The 21,530-nt window shown below is 38.1% G+C and carries 20 protein-coding genes and 5 tRNA genes; 13 read left to right on the forward strand and 12 right to left on the reverse strand.

The annotated features are described in order from the left end of the window. The first annotated feature begins 166 nt into the window (after positions 1-166). The 3 genes from MRT15_RS00205 to carB all read left to right on the forward strand — a co-directional run bounded on the left by MRT15_RS00205 (position 167) and on the right by carB (position 4,894). Positions 167-241 (forward strand) — tRNA-Thr (locus tag MRT15_RS00205). A 245-nt stretch (positions 242-486) separates the two neighbouring features. After that, complete coding sequence (gene carA / locus MRT15_RS00210) at positions 487-1,620, forward strand: glutamine-hydrolyzing carbamoyl-phosphate synthase small subunit (protein ID WP_304326867.1); 1,134 nt, start codon at positions 487-489, stop codon at positions 1,618-1,620. Positions 1,621-1,624: 4 nt separating this feature from the next. After that, positions 1,625-4,894: a carbamoyl-phosphate synthase (glutamine-hydrolyzing) large subunit gene (carB, locus tag MRT15_RS00215; RefSeq protein ID WP_304326868.1), complete on the forward strand. Its 3,270-nt coding sequence runs from the start codon at positions 1,625-1,627 to the stop codon at positions 4,892-4,894. Between the two features lie 4 nt (positions 4,895-4,898). On the opposite strand, the gene map is transcribed toward carB, so the two are convergent. Further along, on the reverse strand, positions 4,899-5,801 hold the full coding sequence (gene map / locus MRT15_RS00220) for a type II methionyl aminopeptidase (protein WP_304326869.1): 903 nt from the start codon (positions 5,799-5,801) through the stop codon (positions 4,899-4,901). Between the two features lie 68 nt (positions 5,802-5,869). On the opposite strand from map, the gene MRT15_RS00225 reads away from it, so the two are divergent. Together MRT15_RS00225 and MRT15_RS00230 are read left to right on the forward strand one after the other, a co-directional pair. Next, positions 5,870-5,944: transfer RNA gene (locus MRT15_RS00225), tRNA-Ile, on the forward strand. A gap of 101 nt (positions 5,945-6,045) precedes the next feature. Next, positions 6,046-7,416, forward strand: a complete 1,371-nt coding sequence (locus MRT15_RS00230; RefSeq protein ID WP_304326870.1) for an FAD-binding oxidoreductase — start codon at positions 6,046-6,048, stop codon at positions 7,414-7,416. Between the two features lie 154 nt (positions 7,417-7,570). Here the strand turns inward: MRT15_RS00230 and MRT15_RS00235 are convergent. Next, positions 7,571-7,644: transfer RNA gene (locus MRT15_RS00235), tRNA-Ala, on the reverse strand. Positions 7,645-7,755: 111 nt separating this feature from the next. On the opposite strand from MRT15_RS00235, the gene MRT15_RS00240 reads away from it, so the two are divergent. Beyond that, positions 7,756-7,832 (forward strand) — tRNA-Val (locus MRT15_RS00240). A 178-nt stretch (positions 7,833-8,010) separates the two neighbouring features. Beyond that, a complete protein-coding gene (locus MRT15_RS00245; RefSeq protein WP_304326871.1) occupies positions 8,011-8,439 on the forward strand; it encodes a cyclic nucleotide-binding/CBS domain-containing protein in 429 nt (142 codons plus the stop codon). Here MRT15_RS00245 and MRT15_RS00250 read toward each other — a convergent pair. Both MRT15_RS00250 and MRT15_RS00255 read right to left on the reverse strand, forming a co-directional pair. Then, positions 8,436-8,930, reverse strand: a complete 495-nt coding sequence (locus MRT15_RS00250) for a RecB-family nuclease (RefSeq protein ID WP_304326872.1) — start codon at positions 8,928-8,930, stop codon at positions 8,436-8,438. The two genes, MRT15_RS00245 and MRT15_RS00250, sit on opposite strands and share 4 nt — an antisense overlap. Next, a complete protein-coding gene (locus MRT15_RS00255; protein ID WP_304326873.1) occupies positions 8,931-9,893 on the reverse strand; it encodes a DNA cytosine methyltransferase in 963 nt (320 codons plus the stop codon). 68 nt (positions 9,894-9,961) lie between these two features. Here MRT15_RS00255 and MRT15_RS00260 point away from each other — a divergent pair. Further along, positions 9,962-10,061: transfer RNA gene (locus MRT15_RS00260), tRNA-Ser, on the forward strand. 79 nt (positions 10,062-10,140) lie between these two features. Here the strand turns inward: MRT15_RS00260 and rpsJ are convergent. The 3 genes from rpsJ to MRT15_RS00275 all read right to left on the reverse strand — a co-directional run bounded on the left by rpsJ (position 10,141) and on the right by MRT15_RS00275 (position 12,426). Further along, complete coding sequence (gene rpsJ / locus MRT15_RS00265; RefSeq protein ID WP_304326874.1) at positions 10,141-10,449, reverse strand: 30S ribosomal protein S10; 309 nt, start codon at positions 10,447-10,449, stop codon at positions 10,141-10,143. Between the two features lie 31 nt (positions 10,450-10,480). Beyond that, the gene (tuf, locus tag MRT15_RS00270; protein WP_304326875.1) at positions 10,481-11,776 is read right to left on the reverse strand and encodes a translation elongation factor EF-1 subunit alpha; all 1,296 of its coding nucleotides are present in this window, start codon (positions 11,774-11,776) and stop codon (positions 10,481-10,483) included. Positions 11,777-11,847: 71 nt separating this feature from the next. After that, positions 11,848-12,426, reverse strand: a complete 579-nt coding sequence (locus MRT15_RS00275; protein ID WP_304326876.1) for a 30S ribosomal protein S7 — start codon at positions 12,424-12,426, stop codon at positions 11,848-11,850. Between the two features lie 162 nt (positions 12,427-12,588). Here MRT15_RS00275 and MRT15_RS00280 point away from each other — a divergent pair, with 162 nt between their 5' ends. The 5 genes from MRT15_RS00280 (at position 12,589) to MRT15_RS00300 (ending at position 16,130) form a co-directional block, all read left to right on the forward strand. Next, a complete protein-coding gene (locus tag MRT15_RS00280; protein WP_304326877.1) occupies positions 12,589-13,155 on the forward strand; it encodes a 2-oxoacid:acceptor oxidoreductase family protein in 567 nt (188 codons plus the stop codon). Then, positions 13,148-13,417, forward strand: a complete 270-nt coding sequence (locus tag MRT15_RS00285) for a 4Fe-4S dicluster-binding protein (RefSeq protein WP_304326878.1) — start codon at positions 13,148-13,150, stop codon at positions 13,415-13,417. The genes MRT15_RS00280 and MRT15_RS00285 overlap by 8 nt, the downstream gene beginning before the upstream one ends. Before the next feature lie 5 nt (positions 13,418-13,422). Next, the gene (gene porA, locus MRT15_RS00290) at positions 13,423-14,625 is read left to right on the forward strand and encodes a hypothetical protein (RefSeq protein ID WP_304326879.1); all 1,203 of its coding nucleotides are present in this window, start codon (positions 13,423-13,425) and stop codon (positions 14,623-14,625) included. 1 nt (position 14,626) lies between these two features. Continuing rightward, positions 14,627-15,586 carry a thiamine pyrophosphate-dependent enzyme gene (locus tag MRT15_RS00295; RefSeq protein ID WP_304326880.1) on the forward strand — a complete coding sequence of 320 codons (960 nt, stop codon included), beginning with the start codon at positions 14,627-14,629 and terminating at the stop codon, positions 15,584-15,586. Positions 15,587-15,686: 100 nt separating this feature from the next. Continuing rightward, positions 15,687-16,130, forward strand: a complete 444-nt coding sequence (locus MRT15_RS00300) for a 30S ribosomal protein S12 (protein WP_369684921.1) — start codon at positions 15,687-15,689, stop codon at positions 16,128-16,130. On the opposite strand, the gene MRT15_RS00305 is transcribed toward MRT15_RS00300, so the two are convergent. From MRT15_RS00305 to MRT15_RS00325, 5 genes are all read right to left on the reverse strand, one after another. Next, complete coding sequence (locus MRT15_RS00305; protein WP_304326882.1) at positions 16,123-16,845, reverse strand: DapH/DapD/GlmU-related protein; 723 nt, start codon at positions 16,843-16,845, stop codon at positions 16,123-16,125. The genes MRT15_RS00300 and MRT15_RS00305 overlap by 8 nt on opposite strands. Positions 16,846-16,880: 35 nt before the next feature. After that, positions 16,881-17,315, reverse strand: coding sequence for a NusA-like transcription termination signal-binding factor (locus MRT15_RS00310; protein WP_369684922.1), 435 nt, complete (start codon positions 17,313-17,315; stop codon positions 16,881-16,883). Continuing rightward, on the reverse strand, positions 17,303-17,626 hold the full coding sequence (locus MRT15_RS00315; protein WP_304326884.1) for a 50S ribosomal protein L30e: 324 nt from the start codon (positions 17,624-17,626) through the stop codon (positions 17,303-17,305). The genes MRT15_RS00310 and MRT15_RS00315 overlap by 13 nt, the downstream gene beginning before the upstream one ends. Positions 17,627-17,692: 66 nt before the next feature. Next, complete coding sequence (gene rpoA2 / locus MRT15_RS00320; RefSeq protein WP_304326885.1) at positions 17,693-18,871, reverse strand: DNA-directed RNA polymerase subunit A''; 1,179 nt, start codon at positions 18,869-18,871, stop codon at positions 17,693-17,695. Then, a complete protein-coding gene (locus MRT15_RS00325) occupies positions 18,872-21,529 on the reverse strand; it encodes a DNA-directed RNA polymerase subunit A' (protein WP_304326886.1) in 2,658 nt (885 codons plus the stop codon). Position 21,530 lies beyond the last annotated feature (1 nt).

Raw genomic sequence — 21,530 nt, forward strand, 5'->3', positions numbered from 1 at the left:
GTTTCAAAAACGTGTGTAAAAACTGTATAACGGAGAGGGAGGGCATGCAAGTCTGTGTTAATTGCGCTAGGTTCATGGATCTCATAAAGAAGTAGTGTAGCATGCTATTGCCATTCCAGCAAAAACTTAAAGAATCTTTATAATTTTTAATTTATATTGGTGTAATGCCTCGGTAGCTCAGCCTGGTTAGAGCGGCGCCTTGGTAAGGCGTAGGTCGCGGGTTCGAATCCCGCCCGAGGCTTCAAAACATTACATAAACTTAATATTTTTACTCTGAATTTGAGGAACCATTTTTATAATTTGTAATGATGATGAAATGACGTTTATTAGGTAGCATTTTTATTTCTAGGGTTTATGATAATCCTAATGTCATTCTTAACGATAATGCTCTTATTTTCTGATGAATCCCCCTTCTTATTGTTACAATTGTAACATAAAATTTAAAGCGTCTTTCTCTTCAAGTTTTTGGAGGCTGAAAGTATTCCAATGACCGAGACTGTATTTAAAAGGGCTGTGCTAATTCTTGAGGATGGCTCTACTTATGTTGGTTATGGATTCGGTGCTTCTACTAAGGTTGTAGGGGAAGTTGTTTTTTCGACTTCTATGGTTGGATATACTGAAGCTTTAACCGATCCCTCATATATGGGTCAAATTTTATTGTTTACATATCCATTGATTGGAAATTATGGTGTTCCATCATTAGGCTTAGTTGACGAGTATAATATACCCTTACACTTCGAGTCATTTGGTATAAAAGTTTCCGGTGTTATTATTAGTGATTTATGTACTATGCCTTCACATTGGGCTTCTTCTAAATCTTTTAATGAGTGGTTGCTTGAAAATGGTGTTCCAGGTATTTTTGGCGTTGATACTAGGAGTATTACTAAGAAATTGAGGTCTAAGGGTGTTATGATGGGTTTACTTTATGTGTTTGATGAATGTGTATCTGTTGACCCTGGGAAATTATTTGAGGAATTGAAGTGCTCAACCAATCCTATTGAAAGTAATCTTGTGGAGAAGGTTTCCATTAAAGAGCCTGTATCCTACCATATTGGTAGCGATAAGAATGTTGTCGTGATAGATTGTGGAGTTAAGTTGAGTATAATTCGCAACCTTTTGAGAAGAGGGGTTAATGTTATTAGAGTTCCATATAACTTCCCATTTGAAGATATTTTATCTTATAAGCCTCATGGTGTTTTAATAAGCAATGGTCCTGGTGATCCAGCATTATTAACTGAAACTATTGCAACTGTAAGGGAAATTGTTGATAGTGGTATTCCCACCTTTGGGATTTGCCTTGGAAATCAAATACTCGCTTTAGCTCTGGGTGGTTCGACGTATAAATTGAAGTATGGCCACAGATCTCAAAATCAACCAGTACTAAATATTGAAAATAATACTTGCTTTATAACTTCTCAAAATCATGGGTTTGCTGTGGATGCTTCATCATTGAAAGATACTAAGTTGAAAGTTTGGTATGTAAATGCTAATGATGGAACTGTTGAAGGAATAAGACATGTGGAGAAAGATGCTTTTTCCGTTCAATGGCATCCTGAAGGTTCTCCAGGCCCCCTCGATACATGTTTTCTCTTTGATGTATTTATAAGAATGCTGAGGTGATTTCATGCCTAAACTTGATGGTATTCGAAAAGTGCTAATATTGGGGAGTGGAGCTATAAAGATTGGTGAAGCAGCAGAATTTGATTACTCTGGTAGTCAGTGTTTGAAGGCTTTGAGGGAAGAGGGGATTGAGACTATACTGGTGAATCCAAATGTTGCAACAATACAAACAGATCCTAAGCTTGCAAACAAAATATACCTTCTACCTGTAACTCCATTTTATGTGGAGGAGGTTATTAAGAGGGAGAGGCCTGATGGTATTTTACTCGGCTTTGGGGGTCAGACGGCATTAAATTGTGGCGTACAATTGTCTAAAATGGGTATTTTCGATAAGTATAACGTTAAGGTTTTAGGTACGCCTATAGATGCCATAGAGAAAACTGAAGATAGGGAGCTATTTAAAAATGCAATGATAAATGCGGGAATCCCTGTACCTAGAAGTTTCTCCGCAACTTCTGTTGAAGAAGCTTTGAAAGCAGCTAAAGATATAGGTTATCCCGTTGTGGTGAGGGTGGCATATACTCTTGGTGGGAAAGGCTCTGGAGTAGCTCACAATGATTCAGAATTGATTGAAATCGTTGAGCGTGCATTAACTCAAAGCGCCATCTTCCAAGTTCTTGTAGAAGAGTATTTGGGACATTGGAAAGAAATAGAATTCGAAATGATGCGTGATTATGCGAATAACTGCATTGCTGTTTGTTGCATGGAGAATGTGGATCCTATGGGGATACATACTGGAGACTCTATTGTTGTTGCTCCATCACAAACTCTCACCAATCGCGAATATCATATTCTAAGGTCTGCATCGATTAAGGTTATTCAAAGTTTAGGAATAGTTGGTGAGTGTAATATTCAATGGGCTTTGAATCCTAATTCTGAGGAATTTAGGGTTATTGAGGTTAATGCGCGTATGTCGAGGAGTTCTGCTTTGGCTAGTAAAGCCACTGGATATCCGCTTGCATATATATCTGCCAAATTGTCGATAGGCTACCTACTGCCAGAACTTATCAATAAAGTGACAAAGGTTACAACGGCATGTTTTGAACCAGCCTTGGATTATGTGGTTGTTAAATTTCCAAGATGGGATTTTCAAAAGTTTGTTGGTGTAGATCGAAGTTTAGGCACTCAGATGAAGTCTGTAGGAGAAGTTATGGCCATTGGGAGATGTTTTGAAGAAGCATTACAAAAAGCCATTAGAATGCTGGATATTGGGAAAAATGGTTTAGTGTGTAATACTGATGAAAATGAATGTGAATCGCTTGAAGACATTCTATATGCAATTTCCCATCCAAGAGATGATAGAATATTCAAGATAGTTAAAGCCATAAAACTTGGTGTTAGTATCGAAAAGATATATGAGCTTAGCGGCATAGACCCCTTTTACTTATATAAAATTAAAAACATTGTAGATATGGAGGAGAAACTCCGTAAAGCAAATATAAATGACAAGAATATCGTAGTATTAATAAAAGAAGCAAAACGGCTTGGTTTTTCAGATAAGCAAATAGCGTTATGCTTGGGAGTTACAGAAGATTATGTGCGAATGTTAAGGAAAAAGTTTGGAATTTTTCCTTGTGTAAAGCAAATAGATACTTTAGCTGCTGAATGGCCTGCGAAAACCAATTACCTATACTTAACATATTGTGGGGATGAAAATGACATAACAACGGAAAGTTCACCTGAAAAAAGTAAGATCATAGTTTTAGGTTCTGGTGTGTTTAGAATAGGATCTAGCGTTGAGTTTGATTGGTGTGCAGTGAATATGGTTTGGGCTTTAAAGAAGCATGGTATTAAGGAGGTTATATTGATAAATTACAATCCTGAAACTGTTTCAACGGATTATGATGTTTCAGACAAGCTTTACTTTGAGGAATTGAGTTTGGAGAGAATTTTAGATATTTATGAATTTGAGAAACCTATTGGAGTAATAGTTTCTGTAGGTGGTCAAATACCCAATAATCTTGCTTTGAAGTTGAGTATGAATGGTGTTAATATTCTCGGTACTTCGCCTATAAGTATTGATATGGCTGAGGATAGAGCTAAATTTAGCTCCATATTAGATGAATTACAAATACCTCAACCTGCTTGGGGCTCTTTTAAAACAATTGATGAAGCAAAACTATTTGCTTCCAAGATCGGTTACCCCGTAATAATAAGGCCAAGTTACGTTTTATCAGGTTCAAGTATGCGTGTAGCTTATGATGAGAAGGAATTAGAAGAATATTTATCCCTCGCCACTAAAGTTTCCCCAGAACATCCTGTGGTGATTTCAAAATTTATTAGTGGAGCCAAGGAAGTGGAAGTTGACGGCGTTTCTGATGGCGATGATGTCATTATAGGCGCCATTATTGAGCATGTGGAGGAGGCTGGGGTGCATAGTGGTGATGCAACCATGTGTATACCACCTCAAACTCTAGCGCCCTCAATCATAAATGTTATTAAAGATTACTCTAGTAAAATAGCTAGGAGGCTTAAGATTGTTGGACCATTTAACATTCAGTTTTTGGTAAAAGATAACGTTGTTTATGTAATTGAATGTAACTTGAGGGCTTCAAGGTCATTCCCATATACAAGTAAAACTGTTGGTGTGAATTTAATAGATTTAGCGGCAATGGCAATTTTAGGTAAAAGGTTTAGGGATATTGGAATATTTGAGTTACCACCAATACCTCATGTGAGTGTCAAAGTTCCCCAATTTAGTTTTATGAGATTATCCGGTGCAGATCCCGTGCTTGGAGTGGAGATGAGGAGTACAGGTGAAGTGGCATGTTTGGGTGAGAACTTTGCTGACGCATTATTGAAGGCTCTTCACGCAGCAGAACTTAACTTACCAATTAGAAATGGTACTGTTTTGTTAAGTATTAGTGACAATACGAAGATAAACGACATTAAAGAAATTATTGCTGATTTAATTAGAATTGGTTTTAAAGTATACCTCACTAAACGTACTTTTGAACTATTAAATGATTGCTTCAATGGTCAATATGCACTTCCTTATGAAATTGCAGTTTTTAATGAAGATAATGCGCCAATAAATGTTATTAAGAGGAGGATGGTGGACATTGTAATAAATGTATGCTCTAAAAATAACTCCCACTACAAAGAGTATCATGATGAATATAAGCTTAGACGTATAGCTGTGGAGTTCAATATCCCACTGATAACAACCATTGAATTGGCTAAAGCGCTGGTTAAAGCTGTGAAGCAAGTGGAATACATGACTATTCGTTCTCTAAATGAGTATATGGATGGCCTCCTATGGAAATTATGGTAACTTCTCAAATTTCCGTAGTTATTATTGGTCCCTCTTTTGAAACTATCACTGTTGTTTCAAATTGAGTTACTATACCATTCTTAACTTCTCTCAAAACTGGATAAATGTTTAATGCCCCATTCTCAACCAATCTATAAATTATTTCCCTTATATTTTCCTGTTTCACATTAAAATTTTTCAACCATCTTTCGCAGAATGGAAGTGTTTTAAAGTTGTCATAAATGTACCTTAATAATTCTTTTTCCAGTCTTGTTCTTCCAGAATGTACTTTTGCTAAAGAGTATATGTATGCTTGTTGCATTTCAGTAACGCTACCTATACCATCAGTAGCGAATGGTTCAATTGCATATATCTCCCCTTCTTCCATGATCCATGGATATTCCCCATAAACATTAGGTATATTTTTCCCGCCATGCAATATGTATCGTTTAAGCATATGTCCCGTTAAATTGCTTATTGGCTTATACCCAAATCCACTAATTGTCCTTTCAATTTCCTTTGACACTGTGCTCACCCTTACCCCCGGCTTAATTACTTTCAATGCATTCTTCAAAGCTATCCTACTCGCTTCAACCATGTCATCGTACTTGCTGTTGAACGATATTGTGGTTGCTGCATCCACTATGTAACCATCAAAATGGGCACCTATATCAACCTTAACCACCGCATCATCTGGAATTATTGATTGATCTTCTGGAAACGCTGTATAATGGGCTGCTATGTTGTTTATGGATATGTTGCATGGGAAAGCTGGCTTCCCTCCCCCCTCAATTATTAGATTCTCTATCTTCTCACATAAATCAAAAACTTTTACTCCAGGCTTCACCATTCTTGGTAAATCCCTTAAAACTCTATTTACAATTTCACCAGCCTTCAAAGTTTTTTCAATATACTCCTCATCATACATGTGCGTCCAAAAAGAATTTATTATGAAATGAAATCTTAAATTTTTGTAGATAGATATATTGTCTGCATGGGCCCGTAGCTCAGCATGGTTAGAGCACTCGGCTGATAACCGGGGGGTCGTGGGTTCAAATCCCACCGGGCCCACATCTAAACTTTCTCTTTTACAATGCCAATGTGGAAGGATAATGTTATTTACCAAACATTAATAAATTTAACATCGAATATTGCTGTGATGGGTGAGCCTTATGCATGGTGTTAGTGAACTGTGTTTATCCAAGTTGAGAAGCATATTTGGGGATAGGATCATTATTGATGAGGAAATCTTAAAACAATATGAAGAGGATCAATCATACATTAAAGGTAAACCATCTCTTGCGGTAATACCTGAAACTTCTGAAGAAGTGGAAAAATTGGTTGAGGTGGCTAAGGAATTTAGAATTCCACTTATTCCTAGAGGTGGCGGGACTTCACTTAGCGGTGGTAGCGTCCCAATATTTGGTGGAATAATTGTGGATTTTAAACGGATGAATAGGATTTTGGAATTCGATTTAAATAATTTGCAAGTTTTGGTGGAGCCTGGAGTCATATATGACAATTTAAATGACTTTCTATCTAAATATAACCTATTCTTACCCCCAAATCCTGCAACTGGAGATCAATGCACTATAGGTGGGATGCTTGCTGAAAATTCTGCTGGTCCTCGCAGTTACAAATATGGCACCATTAAAAATTGGGTTTTAGGGTTGGAAGTTATAACTTCCTCTGTTGGTAAGGTGTGGATTGGTTCAAGGACAAAGAAGTGGGTGTCCGCATACAATTTAGTGTCACTTATTGTTGGTAGTGAGGGGACTCTTGGGATAATAACTAAAGCATTGTTGAGGGTTGCCCCTAAACCGCAATATAGAATTGGAGTATCCATATCCAGCAATAATTTGGAAAATGCAGGCGAAATTATAGTTGCGTTGACAAAACTAAACATAGACATTTCTGCAATAGAGTTAATGGATGATATAACCATAGCTGCTATAAACAAAGCGTATAATGCAAGTCTCCCAGAATCGGATGCAATAATACTATTGGAGATTGAGGCCTTCTCAAGTAACGATATGGATAATAAGCTTGAAGCTCTGGCGTCTTATCTAAAAAACCTTGGAATACCTGATGAAAATGTTCATGTATATTATAATGCTGATGAAATGTGGAGGAAAAGGAAGCTTGCTGGAGAATCCCTTGAAAAGGTTTACGGTGGTAGACTAGATGAAGATATTATAGTGCCAGTATCTCTCCTACCGAAAACAATTATGGAAATAAAATCATTAAGCAGTAAATTCAATGTAAATATCGCTGTTTTTGGACATGCTGGTGATGGACATTTACATCCAAGCATACTAGTTCCAAAAGAGAAATCTCTAACCCCTGAAATAGAGAAAATTAAAGAAAACATATTCAAGATAGCAGTAAAAAATAATGGTGCTTTAAGTGGAGAACATGGTATTGGCATAGCTAAAAAACAGTATCTGCCTCTTGAAATAGATGCAAATACATTAAAATTACTATCAATGATAAAGCAGACTTTAGACCCATACAACATTATGAATCCAGGCAAGAAAATATAGAGCTAGAGGATATCGCCTATAAATGCACAACTATTTAATGCCTTTAAATCCTGTTAACATCATTTTCAGCGTATCATTTCTTACAAATGATCTATAATGATGACACTATAAATGGTCATTTATACTTTATGGGGTCTATTAGGTTCAAGTTTAGTGGACCGGGCGGGATTTGAACCCGCGACCTCCCGCGTGCGAGGCGGATGCTCTTCCAGGCTGAGCTACCGGCCCAATAATATAAATTACCTCATAGATATAAAATTTTGAACTTAACAATTCCAAATAAAAAGGGATATAACAAAAAAAGTTTATTTAATTTCAGTCCTATGTAAGTATGAGAGGGGGCGGGTCGTCTAGCTGGTTAGGATACCGCCCTGACACGGCGGTGGTCCTGGGTTCGAATCCCAGCCCGCCCACCATCAGACAGAAAAGGAAACTTCCATCTTTACAAAGAATGATCATCCCCTTAAACTTACATGTGCTGTTTTTGCATAATTATTTGATAATTCTGTAATTGAATCAGAATTCTTATTATCGTTTTTGTAAGTCAAACTTTATATTTCAATATTATCTTTAAATCATTTTAGTGATTTAAATATGTCTGTTAAAGATTATATGTCTAGGGTTATTTTATCTGCTGACAAGAATTTGAGCGTTTTTGAAGCTGCAAAGCTTATGGTTGAGAAGAAGATTCCATACATCATTGTTTTAGATGGCGGTAAACCTGTTGGAATTGTTACTGAAGAGGATTTGATCAGTAAGGTTTTAGCTGCCGATAGAGACCCTAAAACCACTAAGCTATCTGATATTATGACGACCCCACTTTTAACTATAGATCCTGATGCCACTTTAAGCGAGGCTGCCGCTATTATGAGTGAGAAGAGGGTTCGTAAACTTCCAGTTGTTAGGGATGGGATTATCTATGGGGTTCTCACAACACAGGATGTCGCGAATTATCTTAATGATTATGTGGATAGAGTTTTAAAGGATATTTTAAAGTTTAGGCCATCCCTAATATTGCATTAACATGTTTTATGATTTTCTATATGCTTTTTCAATTCATATAGGGCTATAGTTGCCAATCCAACTGACCCTAAGTCTCCTTCTATGCCTTGAATATATGTGGGTTCGCCTAAGGATAGATCTCTTGATGTTAATCCAGGCTCCAATCCTCCGATCACCATCATTACGGTTAACCCCCTACTTAGTTTCTCTGCAATGTTTTCAGGTTTATATGCGGTTTTTCCGTACGCTTTTTGTGTTAATAGGATTATCGTGTTTGGTTTTATTAGTTCTATTGCATCTTCCAAGTCTGCAGTTATTATGAGTTTCCCCCCATTTTTTATTGATATCTTTTGTACTTCTGGTATTCCAATCTGAGCTGCTGTTCCAGTGGCTTTAGATATTACTAGATTCTTGTATCCCAATCCATAGAATACTTTTGCTAGTTCAATTAACCTTTGTTGTGAACTTATGTTATGTATTGTCATTATCAGGTTCTTTATTCTTTCGTACATTTACCATCCCTCATCAAGTACTCTTTTAATTTGTTTCGCAATAGCCCTAGATAATGTTGGAGGGACAGCTTCTCCAATTTGGTTGTATTGTTCTTCCCTTGAGCCGTAGAATATGTGGGTGTCTGGAAATCCCATTAGCCTCGCCTGCTCCCTAACGGTTAATAACCTATTTTCGTATGGATGTATAAATCTTGATCCTCCCATAACCGTTGGTGCAAGCCGTTTTGGATGTAGTCTAATCATATTCCTATATATTTTCCCATCAGCTCCCTTAAATAATATTAAAGCATCCCCCCACCTTAGCTTAGCTATCTTCTTAATCTTCTTTTCAGTTAATGGTGTTATTTCATGATTGGGGTAGTCTATCATCTCCTCCGGGTCTGGTAATCCCCTCAGAGCTTCTTCCACATTTACCCTTTTACTTTCACGTTTAATTTTAATTGGTATGTTTGATATGAAAATTCGTCTTCTAATTGATGGTGTTTGTGAATCTTCTGCTCTGAGTACATTGAAGTATACCCTCTTATATCCAACTCTGTTGAATTCCCACTTTAATGCCCACCTCAATTCTCCTTCAACTATTTGTGGGACGTTTTCCATTACGAAAATTTTTGGTTTTAAATCTCCAACTATACGTATGAAGTGTAATGTTAGTCTTCCCATTTCATCTATGTATAGTCTGTCAAGCTCATTCTTCATTCTTTTATGGTTAACTGGTGTGAATGGTTCGCATGGAGGGCTTCCTATGATCACATCTGGGCTTGAGCCTATGATGTTTGTTATGTCTTGTGAGTGTACTTCCCTTAAATCCATCCTCCATGTAATGGCTCCTTTTACATTACTGGAATATGTAGCTAGTGAATTCTCATCTATATCTATACCTAACAATATTTCAAACCCTTCCTCCACGAATCCTCTTGCAAATCCTCCGCAACCACAGAATAAGTCAATAACTTTATACATAATACATACATCTCCACATATTTTGAAGGAAACAGATAAAAGAAACTTTTTCTTAAAGCTATATTTGGGCCGGGGTCGCCTAGTCTGGTTAGGGCGTCGGCTTGCTAAGTCTTCCGCGAAAAGCCGATGGCCTTTAAGGCCGCGCGGGTTCGAATCCCGCCCCCGGCGTCATAATGCCTTATTTAACCCTTAACAAAATAAAGTATTCGAAATTAAAAAAGGGGGTATGGGTATATTTCCTCGTAATTTATGTCAATTCAATCTCTATTTTGACTTCGGGTGGAACTCTTATCCTCATTATTTGGCGCATTGTCCTCTCATCGGCATCTATATCTATTATCCTTTTATGTATTCTCATTTCATATTTGTCCCAAGTTTTTGTTCCATCTCCGCAGGGAGTTCTCATTACTGGTATTACTAGTCTCTTGGTTGGTAATGGTATTGGTCCAGCTATTCTTACTCCCGTGGTTTTTGCAATCCTCTTTATTTCCTCACATACTTCCATCAATTTTTGGTGATTGGTGCTGGAAAGCTTTATCCTCGCTTTTCTAACCAATTTCTTCACCTATTTCGCTGGTTATCTTCGTTTACTTCTCTTCTTCTATATCCATTACTATTCCTGCAGCTATTGTTCTTCCCATATCTCTTATGGCAAATCTACCTAGTTGTGGGATATCTGCATACTTCTCCATGCATACTGGTTTTAGTGGTACGAATTTAACTATCGCTGCATCACCTTGCTTTAGGAATGATGGATTTTCCTCTATTGTTGCACCAGATCTTGGATCTATCTTCTTTAGTAGTTGATCGAATCTTACAGCCACGGTTGCTGTGTGTATGTGTAGGACTGGTGTGTACCCTGCGGCTATGGCTGTTGGATGGTATAACACAAATATTCTTCCAATGAATGATTTAGCAACTTTAACTGGGTTTGTGGGGTGGCAGCATACATGCCCCCTCCTTATATCCTCCTTTGATATACCTCTCACGTTGAATCCAATGTTGTCTCCCGGTATTGCCTTTTGTAGTGGTTGGTGATGCATTTCTATACTTCTAACTTCACCACTCTTCTTGGCTGGTAGGAATAGTACGGTGTCTCCAACTTTTAATACTCCAGTTTCAACGCGGCCTACTGGTACTGTTCCAACACCTGAAATCGTGTAAACGTCTTGTACTGGTATTCTTAATGGTTTGTCTATTGGTCTTGGGGGTTCTGTGAGTTTGTCCAATGCTTCTACTAGTGTTGGTCCGTTATACCAGGGCATTTTATCACTTCTTGTTACCAAGTTGTCTCCATACCATCCGGATATTGGTATGAAATCGATTTTGTTTATATCATATCCTATCATTCTTAGGAATTTACCTACTCCAGTCTTAACTTCTTCGTACCTTTCTTTACTGTAGTTTACTGTTGGGTCATCCATTTTGTTTATTGCTACAACGAGCTGATCTATACCTAGCGTTTTTGCTAGGAATGCATGTTCTCTTGTTTGTCCTGCTGCGCCCATGCCTGCTTCGTACTCCCCTTTCTTAGCTGATACCACTAGTATAGCTGCATCTGCTTGTGAAGCTCCTGTTATCATGTTTTTTACGAAGTCTCTATGTCCTGGGGCATCGATTATTGTGAAGTAGTATTTTGGCGTTTCAAATCTCCAGAAGGATAAGTCTATTGTTAATCCCCTCTCCCTCTCTTCCTTCAATTTATCCATGACCCATGCGAATTTGAAGGATCCTTTACCCATCTTTTCAGATTCTTCTTCTAAAGTCTTCATTGTACGTTCATCTATGTTTCCCGTTAGGTATAGTAGGTGTCCCATTGTTGTGCTTTTACCGTGGTCTACATGACCTATTACCACAATGTTTAGATGTGGCTTTTCAGACATATTACACTCTCCTCTCTCGCAAATTAGTGAATTACTTTCATATTTAAGTTTTTTGTGGTCTTAAATTAAGTTTACCTTGAAGCTAAAGCTATCCTTTCTATTTCCTCCTTCTTTTGTATAGCGTATGATGATGGATCTGATTTTGCTGCCTTTATAATCTCTTCAGCCAAAGCTTCTTCTATGCTTTTTGGGTTTCCAAAAGCCGCGCTTCTTGCACCTTCAGTTATGAACTTTAATGCTAAGTTTAGTCTTCTGAGTGGTGATACATCCACTGATTGATGGTAAACTATTCCACCATACATTATTCTGGTGGTCTCTTCTCTTGGAGCTGAATTCTCTATAGCTCTAACCAATACTTGTATTGGATTTTCACCTGTGCTTAAGTGTATTATTTCAAAGGCTTGTTTAACTATGTTTGTTGCAAGATGCTTCTTACCCATATTCTTACCCGGCCTCATCAATTTATTTATTAACCTTTCAACTATCGGTACTTCTGCTTTTCCGAATTTCTTATGTTCATGTCTACCTCCAGTATGTGGAATGTAGACTGGCTTTAAACATATATACCTTCTCAGCCCTGGATCTTTAACTTCTACATCATGGAAACTCCACTTGTCGAAGAGCTTTATCTCCGTTTGTTGTGCACTCAATTTTCCACCACTTTTTCATCATGAAAAAGGGTGTGAACTATAATTTAAATTTTGTCAGTACCTTCAGTTGTTTAATATTGCTATTTCTATTTATGTATTGGGAATAAAAAGGTTTATGTTAATCCACCTTATAAGTGTTTACATGACTTACGTGTGAGGGGTATGTTGGAGCTGGTATGGTATGGTAGGGGTGGACAGGGCGCTTGGACTGCAAGTAACATACTTGCTCAAGCAGCTTTGAAGGAGGGGAAGTATGTGCAGTCCTTTCCAACATTTGGTCCTGAGAGGATGGGTGCTCCTGTAATGGCATTCACAAGGATTAGTGATGAGCCTATTGAGTTGCACTGCAACATCTACGAGCCTGACGTAGTCATAGTCTTAGATGATTCCTTATTGCAATCATTGAATGTAACTGAGGGGTTGAAAAGTGAGGGGAAGGTTATAGTTAATTCAAAGGAGGATCCTAAAAATATCCTCAAAATGTTGAGGATATCTGGTAGACAGACTGTTTATACGACTCCAGCCACTGAGATAGCCTTGGAAATTCTGGGGAGACCAATAACCAATACTGCCATGATTGGTGGTCTCCTTAGAGTTGTTAGGATTGTAAGTTTAGATAGTGTTAAAGAGGTTTTGAGGGAGAGGTTTCCAGCTAAAGTTGCTGAATTGAATATTAAAGTTGTGGAGAGAGCTTATTCTGAGACTAGGGGGGTGGGTGGAGTTGAGTGAACTTAAGAGTTGGAGGGAAATACCCATAGGTGGGGTTGCTTGGAAGCTTTCCATTGAAAATAAAACTGGAGATTGGTCTCCATTTAAACCGAAGATAGATCAAACTAAGTGTACTAAGTGTTTAATATGCTGGATCCTTTGCCCAGATATGGCTATGGAATGGGATGGTGAGAGAGTCCGTGAGAAACATGATTATTGTAAGGGGTGCGGTATATGTGCCAATGAATGCCCAGTTAAATGTATTAGTATGGTGAGAGGGTGAGGGCGATGGATAAGATTGTTATGGGGCTTAATGGTAATGAGGCTATAGCCTTCGCTGTTAAGCAATGTGATGTTGATGTTGTGTCAGCATATCCAATAACTCCACAAACCATAATAGTTGAAAGGTTCTCGGAATTTGTTGCTGATGGTGAGGTTAAATGCTCTTTCGTTCCAGTGGAATCTGAGCATTCAGCATTGAGTGTTTGCGTTGGTGCTGCAGCTTTAGGTGCAAGAACTTTCACAGCCACATCTTCACAGGGTTTGGCTTTAATGTGGGAAATACTATATATAGCTTCTGGGCTTAGGCTTCCAATAGTTATGGCTGTCGTTAATAGGGCGTTGTCTGCACCAATAAATATACATTGTGATCATAGTGATAGCATGGGATGTAGGGATTCCTGCTGGATACAGATGTACTGTGAGGATGCTCAAGAAGCCTACGATACCATAATTCAAGCCTTCAGGATAGCTGAGCATGAGGATGTTCAGTTACCAGTGATGGTGACGATAGATGGTTTCACGATTAGTCATACATTGCAGAGGGTTGAGGTGCTTCCGGATGATGTTGTGAGAAGATTCGTTGGTGTGAGGAAGCCTGTGGAGATAGAGGTTCCAGGGATGGGGAAGGTTCCAATGGTTTTAGATCCAGAGAAGCCACTGACATTTGGTTCGCTGGATCTATATGACTACTACTTTGAGCATAAAGTTCAGCAACATGAAGCTATGGAGAAGTCTAGATCTGTTATAAGAGAGATCCATGATGAATATTATGGTATTAGTGGTAGAAGGTATGGGGATGGGTTTATAGATGGATATGGTTTAGATGATGCTGAATTGGCAGTTATAGTTTTAGGGTCTACGGCTGGTACTGTTAGAAGTATTGTTAAAAAACTTAGAGGTAGAGGTAAGAAGGTTGGTGTGCTTAGGCTCAGAACTTTTAGACCATTTCCGTACAGGGAGATTGTTGACGCTTTAAAGGATGTTGAAGTTATTGGTGTTATGGATAGAAGTGGAGCTTATGGTGGTATAGGAGGTCCTGTTTTCGTTGAAACTCTAGCAGCATTCTATAATAGTAAAAGGAAACCTAAAATTGTCAATTACATATATGGCTTGGGAGGCAGAGATACGCCGCCAGCTTTAATTGAAAAGATGTTTGAGGAATTGCCAAAATTGGAAGGTGGGGAAGTCAAATTCTTGGGGGTGAGGTGATATGAGTACATTCAGATTTAATATTAGGGAAGCTGCAAAGAAACCTCTTGGGTTGCTTTCAGGTCATAGGTTGTGTGCTGGATGTGCTGAGCCCATAATAGTTAAGCAAATTTTGCTCGCCACTAGGGGGCCTACTATAGTGGCAACAGCCACAGGTTGTCTTGAGGTTTCAACCACAATCTACCCATACACATCTTGGAATGTTCCTTGGATTCATGTGGCTTTTGAAAACGTTGCTGCCGTGGCCTCCGGGATAGAAGCAGCCTCAAAAATTCTACGTGAGAAGGGGAGGAGCAAGTATGATCATATAGATGTCATAGCCTTTGCAGGGGATGGTGGAACTTACGATATAGGGATACAAGCATTGAGTGGGGCATTAGAAAGAGGGCATGATTTCCTATATGTTCTGCTCGATAATGAAGCTTACATGAATACTGGAATTCAGAGAAGTGGGGGGACACCGCTTGGGGCATCGACGACCACAACGCCTGCTGGAAAGGTTATTCCAGGTAAATCTGAAAATAAGAAGCCAATAGCAGATATAGTTGTTGCGCATAAGGTGCCATATGTTGCCACAGCGACTCCTGCACATTACCTAGATCTAATTAGGAAGGCTAGGAAAGCTCTTGAAGTTAATGGTCCAACATTTATACATGCATTATCACCATGCCCAAGAGGATGGAGGCATAGCGAGGCTTTAACCATTGATATTTGCAGAAAAGCTGTTGAAACATGTTACTTCCCACTATGGGAGTATGATAATGGTGTATATAGGTTAACTGATAGAAGCTTAATGATAGCTAAAAATCCAGAAATGAAGAAGCCAATAGAGGAATTCCTTAAAGTTCAAGGTAGATTCAGTCATCTATTCACTCCACAAAATCAATGGGTAATAAAGAAGTTGCAGGAATATGTGGATGCCGTTTGGGAGGACTTGAAGGGTAGATGTGAAAACGTTTAATAACAATTCTAACTAATCTTTTTTCAATTTTATATGTTAAGAAAAATATTTAAATGCATGTTTCTGTGAATTAATTTAAAGTTGTGCTATGTAAGGTGGGATCTTGGGTTCAAAATCCCCTCGTGGACTATACGCTGCAAGAAAGCTTAAGGCTAAGAGGAAAAAGTTTAGGTGGAAGCAGAGAGACTACAAGAGGAGGATGTTAATGCTTGATGTCAAGGCAGACCCCCTGGAAGGAGCCCCTCAAGCTAGGGGGATAGTAATTGAAAAGGTTGGTGTGGAAAGTAGACAACCGAACTCTGCTGTTAGGAAGTGCGTTAGGGTTCAACTTATAAAGAATGGTAAGCAAGTAACAGCCTTCTTACCTAAGGATGGGGCGCTCAATTTCATTGAAGAGCACGATGAAGTAATCATAGAGGGTATAGGTGGGTCTATGGGGAAGGCTTACGGTGATCTTCCCGGAGTTAGATATAAGGTTATAAAGGTTAATGGAGTATCCTTAGATGCGCTATTGAAAGGTAAGAAACAAAAGCCTGTTAGGTAAATTCAATTTCCCACATGCTCTTCTTATCATTGAATTCCTTCCTAGTTGAAATAATTCTGGCAGGCACCCCTGCTACAACAACGTTACTTGGCACATCCTTTGTAACAACAGCTCCAGCAGCTACCACCGCATTTTCGCCTATAGTTATTCCTGAAATTAATGTGCAATTCGCTCCGAGAACAGCCCCCCTTTTAACGGTAACCCCACATAACCTTTTACTTGGTGGATACTTATCATTAGTAAAGCAAACTCTTGGTGCTATAAATACATCGTCTTCTATTACACATTTTGGTGGTATATATACTGCTGTTTGTATATTTACATTGTTCCCTATTTTTACATATCCATCTATCACAGTGTTGGTACCTATTCTTACGTTCCTCCCTATAGTTGTATTTTCTCTTATTAATATTCCATGACCTCCCTCAAAATTATCTCCGATGCTCACATGCTCATATATTATTGTCCCTGAACGTATTATGCTATTTTCACCTATAATTGCACCTACACTTACCTCGTCATATTTTAGCCAGCTTACCTCTTTTAATTTAATTAGCTCCTTTATGCTGGCTTTTGTAGGGTAGCCTATTATGCTTCCCTCCCCTATAATAGTGTTGGATCCTATTTTTGTTTGTCCAAGAATTATACATTTTCCTTCGAATATTACATCTTTATAGATTGCTTTTGAAGATATGAAATTAGCATTATTGTTCATGGATTAAATTATGTTGCCACACAATTTATAAATCCTTATAGCATAACTATCTTCTCTATGTCGAAGTATCTTTTTGCAATTAATTTTGCTTTTAAAATATTTTTGCCATCTTTTCCAATGGCTATACCTTTATCTTGAGGTTCAACTGTTACGTAAGCCGTCTTTTGGCCGTCTGGTGTTTTCATGATTTTTACACTTTTTACCCTTGCTGGTGCTAAGGCATGTTTTATTAGGGTTTCAGGATCTTCCGCATATTCAACAACTTCTATGTTCTTATTCAATATGTTTTTCAACCTTTTTACGTTTATCCCTCCTTTGCCTATAGCTAGTCCCATATCCCCTTGTCTGACTATGAATATAATCCTATCATTATTTTCATCTATTATGCAATCCTTTGTGACTGCTCCGGTTACGCTTTCGAATAATGCTATGTAATTCATTTCATCTATTGTCAATTTTATGCTTGGGATTTTGCATCACCTTCCACCAATTTTTGTATTTCGGATTCTCCGAAGTCAAGTATTGATATTGCTGATATCATATATGGTTTTCCGCATGCTGCTCCAAGATCCCAGCTTGATCCTTTGAATTCAATTACTGGTATGCGTGAAAGCTTTGAGTAGTATTGTATGTCAGCTTTTATGTCTTCTGGTATTGTTGATGAAATTATTATCATTTTTGCCTTTCCAAGTTTGGCATTCTTTATAGCGCTTTTTGATCCAAACACCATTTTTCCCGTTTTAGCTATTACTTGAAGTTCTTTTTCTATTTTTATTGACATTGCTTCTCACGTCCAAGCACTTCAAGTTCACTTTTGACTTCATATTTAAAATGCATAAGGGTTAATTTAATTTTTCCCTTCATTTTTTGCACTTCTCATAGTCATAAGCATTTGAACTATCCCAGTACCTACTGGTACTATTTGTCCAACTATTACGTTTTCCGTGACTCCAAGTAGTTCGTCTTTTTCACCGCGTACACTTGCCTCAAGTAGATGGTTAATTGTTACTTCGAATGCTGCTCTTGCTAATACGCTTGGTTTTTCTCCACTTACGCCATGTCTACCTATTTGTTTAATTGTTCCATCTGCAGTCATCATGTCTGCTATTAACATTACATGTCTTATATCAACATCTAACCCTTGTTCCTCTAAAACTCCCATAGCTTCCTTTATTATGGCATTTCTCGCAGCCTCTATCCCCAAGACTTCTTCTATTTCATGTATATTGTTTGTGTAAACTCTAGTTGCGTCCACCCCCTTTATCCTAAGTACTGCAGCTAAATTTGATCCTTCAGTGTATAGCACATATTCGTTCTTTTCTTTTCTCACTATTACACGATTTATCCCTTTTACTCCCTTTACCTTTGTACTCATTATCCTATTCTTTATCTTCTGTAACCTATTTATTTCATATATGTTCGTATGTATGATTATCTTGTCTTCTCCTTGCACCTCTACTTCTCCTATATTCATTTTTTCAATGACGTTGACTACGTTTTCCATGTCTATCCCTTTGTCTCTCATTACTTCTAAATCCATTAATAATGTTATTGATGCAGATACAAAATCTATTTCAACATTCTTTATGATGTTTTCAATGTATGTCGTTTCTATCATTCTCGCTACTTCCTTTGCTTTCTCTTCATCATACTTGTGTTCTTCATCTAGGTATATTGTCATCATTGGTGTTGATGGGTTTCTTCTGGCATCTAATACTTCTATTAATCTTGGTAATCCTAATGTTACATTGAATTCTCTGACTCCTGCATAGTGGAATGTTCTGAGGGTCATTTGTGTGCTTGGTTCACCTACGGATTGTGCTGCCACTGCCCCTACGGGTTCTCCTGGTTCTACAAGTGAATTGAGATATTCGTTTACAACCCTATCTAATATCTTTTTTAAAGTTTCCTTTGTGAGTTTGATGTTTTGAAGCTTTACTTTTAATTCTTCAATTATTGATACTGGAAGTATGTTGCTTAATTTATCTATCTCTTTAAATATTTCTTCTTTAGTTAATGCTTCCATTTAACTCCCCTCCATTAAAACTTCTTTTATTATTTTGTCAATGTCTACAGCTTTACCATGATAGCTTTTTGCTGGGTGCACCCCATCTTCTCCATATGTGAATTGAATTATCTTCCCACTTGCATTTCTTACAGTTCCATCATATTCTACTTTTAGATCTTGTAGTGCATTCATAAGTCTCCTCTGCATATACCCGCTTTGCGATGTTCTTACTGCTGTGTCCACAAGTCCCTCTCTTCCACCCATGCTGTGGAAGAAGAATTCCAGTGGGTTTAATCCTGTTTTATAGGAGTTGTAAACAAATCCCTTTGCAGCTGCACCCATATCCCCCCATTTGAAGTGTGGTAGTGTCCTATTGTTATATCCGCGTGATATCCTTTCGCCTCTTACTGATTGTTGTCCTATGACGGCTGCCATTTGTGTTAGGTTAAGTATGTTCCCTCTAGCACCCGTTTTCGCCATTATTACGGCACTATTGTTTAAACCTAGATATTCTGCAGCTATTTTCCCAGCAGTATCTCTTGCATTACTTAATACTTCCATCATTTTCATTTCGAATGTCTCTTCAAGTGTTCTTCCTGGCAGTCTCTGTAACTCTCCCTCCTTGTATGCCCTTATAATCTCCTTCGATTCTTCCTCAGCCTTTTTAAGTACACTCTTTATGGTTTCTCTAGCTTCAATTGGTATGCTTTGATCATCAAGCTTTATGGTGAATCCATGCATATCTATGTATGCTAGGAAGAGTTTGAAAACTTGGTCCATGAACTTTTTAGCGGCTTCTGAACCATATCTTTTGATGATTTCATGAAGTAAGCTTTCCGGTTGTCCTGCACCTATTATCTTTTTATCAAAAACTCCTGAAATTAATTTTCCATTCCTTATAACTACATATGCATCGTATGGACATTTCTCCTTCTTACATTCATCACACTTATTGCATATGTTTGCCTTCTTTTCAAAGTTTAAGTCTGGGGGTAAGAATAGGCTTACAATTTGTTTTCCAGACCACATTTCCTTTGGTTCTTTAATTATTGGTGGGGGTAGTGGGCCATCGTATCCTGCAGCATATAGTAGTTTGCAGACTTCTTCTTTATTTAGCAAAGTTTCTCTCCTTGTTAACATGTACGCTCCCGTTATGTAGTCTTGCAGTGCACCCATGATTGGGCCCCCGTATCTTGGTGATAGTATCTGTTCTTGTACTAGCATGAGTATTGCTGCTTCAGCTCTTGCTTCTTCGCTCTGTGGTACGTGTAGGTTCATTTCGTCTCCATCAAAATCTGCATTGTATGGTGGGCACACGCATAGATTTAACCTAAACGTCTTGTATGGCAAAACTTTTACCCTATGGGCCATTATCGACATTCTATGTAGAGATGGTTGGCGATTGAATATCACTATATCTCCATCTCTAATGTGTCTTTCAACTATGTATCCTGGTGCCAGATTGTTTGCTATGGCGCTTAAATCCTTCGGATATCTCAAATCTATTCTTCTACCATCTGGTCTAATTATGTAATTTGCTCCAGGATGCTTGAAGGGTCCATTTAAAACAAGTTTCCTTAACTCTTCAATATTCCAGGGGGTAACTCTTTCTGGTATTGTTAGTATTTTTGCCACCTCTTCTGGTACACCAACTTCATTTATACTTATGTTTGGATCTGGTGATATTACGGTTCTAGCTGAAAAGTCTACTCTCTTTCCAGATAGGTTACTTCTAAATCTTCCTTCCTTCCCCTTCAATCTCTGGGTTAGTGTTCTCAGAGGTCTTCCGGATCTGTGGCGTGCTGGAGGTATACCTGACACTTCATTATCAAAGTATGTGTTCACATGATACTGTAGCAATTCCCATAAATCTTCGATTATCAGTTGCGGGGCTCCTGCATCTATGTTTTCTTTTAAACGTTCATTTATACGTACAATATCCACTAATTTATGTGTTAAATCGTCTTCTGATCTAACTCCAGATTCCAGTGTTATTGATGGTCTTACAGCTATTGGTGGAACTGGTAGCACTGTTAATACCATCCATTCTGGTCTTGCATTCTTTGGGTCTATTCCCAGTAGGGTTAGATCTTCATCTGGTATTCTTTCAAGTCTTGCTCTTACCTCTATTGGGGATAATCTCACTACTCCCTCTTTCGTTTCTTCATAGTATGTTGTTGGCTTTTCCAGTTTTATCTTGTATTGTACTTCATTGCAATGTGGGCATTCCTTCGCCTTGAGGCATTTGGAAAGTATCTTTCTATAGAGGTCATCTAGCAATTCAGGCCAGCGTTTTGAGTATTCATTGATTATCCTTTTATAATTGTTTATCTCCTCTTGTGTTAAGAGTATTCTGCCACATCTTCTACATGTTGCTCTTAACAATTGATGTATTATTTTTGCGAATCCAACATGTATTACTGGTCTCGCCAATTCTATATGTCCAAAGTGTCCTGGGCATTCTCCCATTCTATTGCCACATGTGGCACATTTCTGACTTGGCTCTATGGTTCCAAGTCTTCTATCCATTAATCCTCCATCTATGGGCCATCCATCTTCATCGTAAGTGTCTGGTGTGGATATTATGGCAACTGACATTTTCCTAATAACGTCTGGTGATAGTAATCCAAATTGTAATGATTTTATCTTTTTATACGTTTCAACTACGCTTTCCATA

This window comes from Candidatus Culexarchaeum yellowstonense (genome assembly GCF_024707025.1).
Lineage (GTDB): Archaea > Thermoproteota > Methanomethylicia > Culexarchaeales > Culexarchaeaceae > Culexarchaeum.

Bases quoted from the DNA above. Each gene is read 5' to 3' on its own strand.
- MRT15_RS00250 (WP_304326872.1), bottom strand. From the start codon at position 8,930: ATGTACGAAAGAATAAAGAACCTGATAATGACAATACATAACATAAGT.
- porA (WP_304326879.1), top strand. From the start codon at position 13,423: ATGGATAAGATTGTTATGGGGCTTAATGGTAATGAGGCTATAGCCTTC.
- MRT15_RS00295 (WP_304326880.1), top strand. From the start codon at position 14,627: ATGAGTACATTCAGATTTAATATTAGGGAAGCTGCAAAGAAACCTCTT.
- MRT15_RS00230 (WP_304326870.1), top strand. From the start codon at position 6,046: ATGCATGGTGTTAGTGAACTGTGTTTATCCAAGTTGAGAAGCATATTT.
- carB (WP_304326868.1), top strand. From the start codon at position 1,625: ATGCCTAAACTTGATGGTATTCGAAAAGTGCTAATATTGGGGAGTGGA.
- MRT15_RS00255 (WP_304326873.1), bottom strand. From the start codon at position 9,893: ATGTATAAAGTTATTGACTTATTCTGTGGTTGCGGAGGATTTGCAAGA.
- rpoA2 (WP_304326885.1), bottom strand. From the start codon at position 18,871: ATGGAAGCATTAACTAAAGAAGAAATATTTAAAGAGATAGATAAATTA.
- MRT15_RS00315 (WP_304326884.1), bottom strand. From the start codon at position 17,626: ATGTCAATAAAAATAGAAAAAGAACTTCAAGTAATAGCTAAAACGGGA.
- MRT15_RS00305 (WP_304326882.1), bottom strand. From the start codon at position 16,845: ATGAACAATAATGCTAATTTCATATCTTCAAAAGCAATCTATAAAGAT.
- MRT15_RS00325 (WP_304326886.1), bottom strand. From the start codon at position 21,529: ATGGAAAGCGTAGTTGAAACGTATAAAAAGATAAAATCATTACAATTT.
- tuf (WP_304326875.1), bottom strand. From the start codon at position 11,776: ATGTCTGAAAAGCCACATCTAAACATTGTGGTAATAGGTCATGTAGAC.
- MRT15_RS00280 (WP_304326877.1), top strand. From the start codon at position 12,589: ATGTTGGAGCTGGTATGGTATGGTAGGGGTGGACAGGGCGCTTGGACT.
- map (WP_304326869.1), bottom strand. From the start codon at position 5,801: ATGTATGATGAGGAGTATATTGAAAAAACTTTGAAGGCTGGTGAAATT.
- MRT15_RS00245 (WP_304326871.1), top strand. From the start codon at position 8,011: ATGTCTGTTAAAGATTATATGTCTAGGGTTATTTTATCTGCTGACAAG.
- carA (WP_304326867.1), top strand. From the start codon at position 487: ATGACCGAGACTGTATTTAAAAGGGCTGTGCTAATTCTTGAGGATGGC.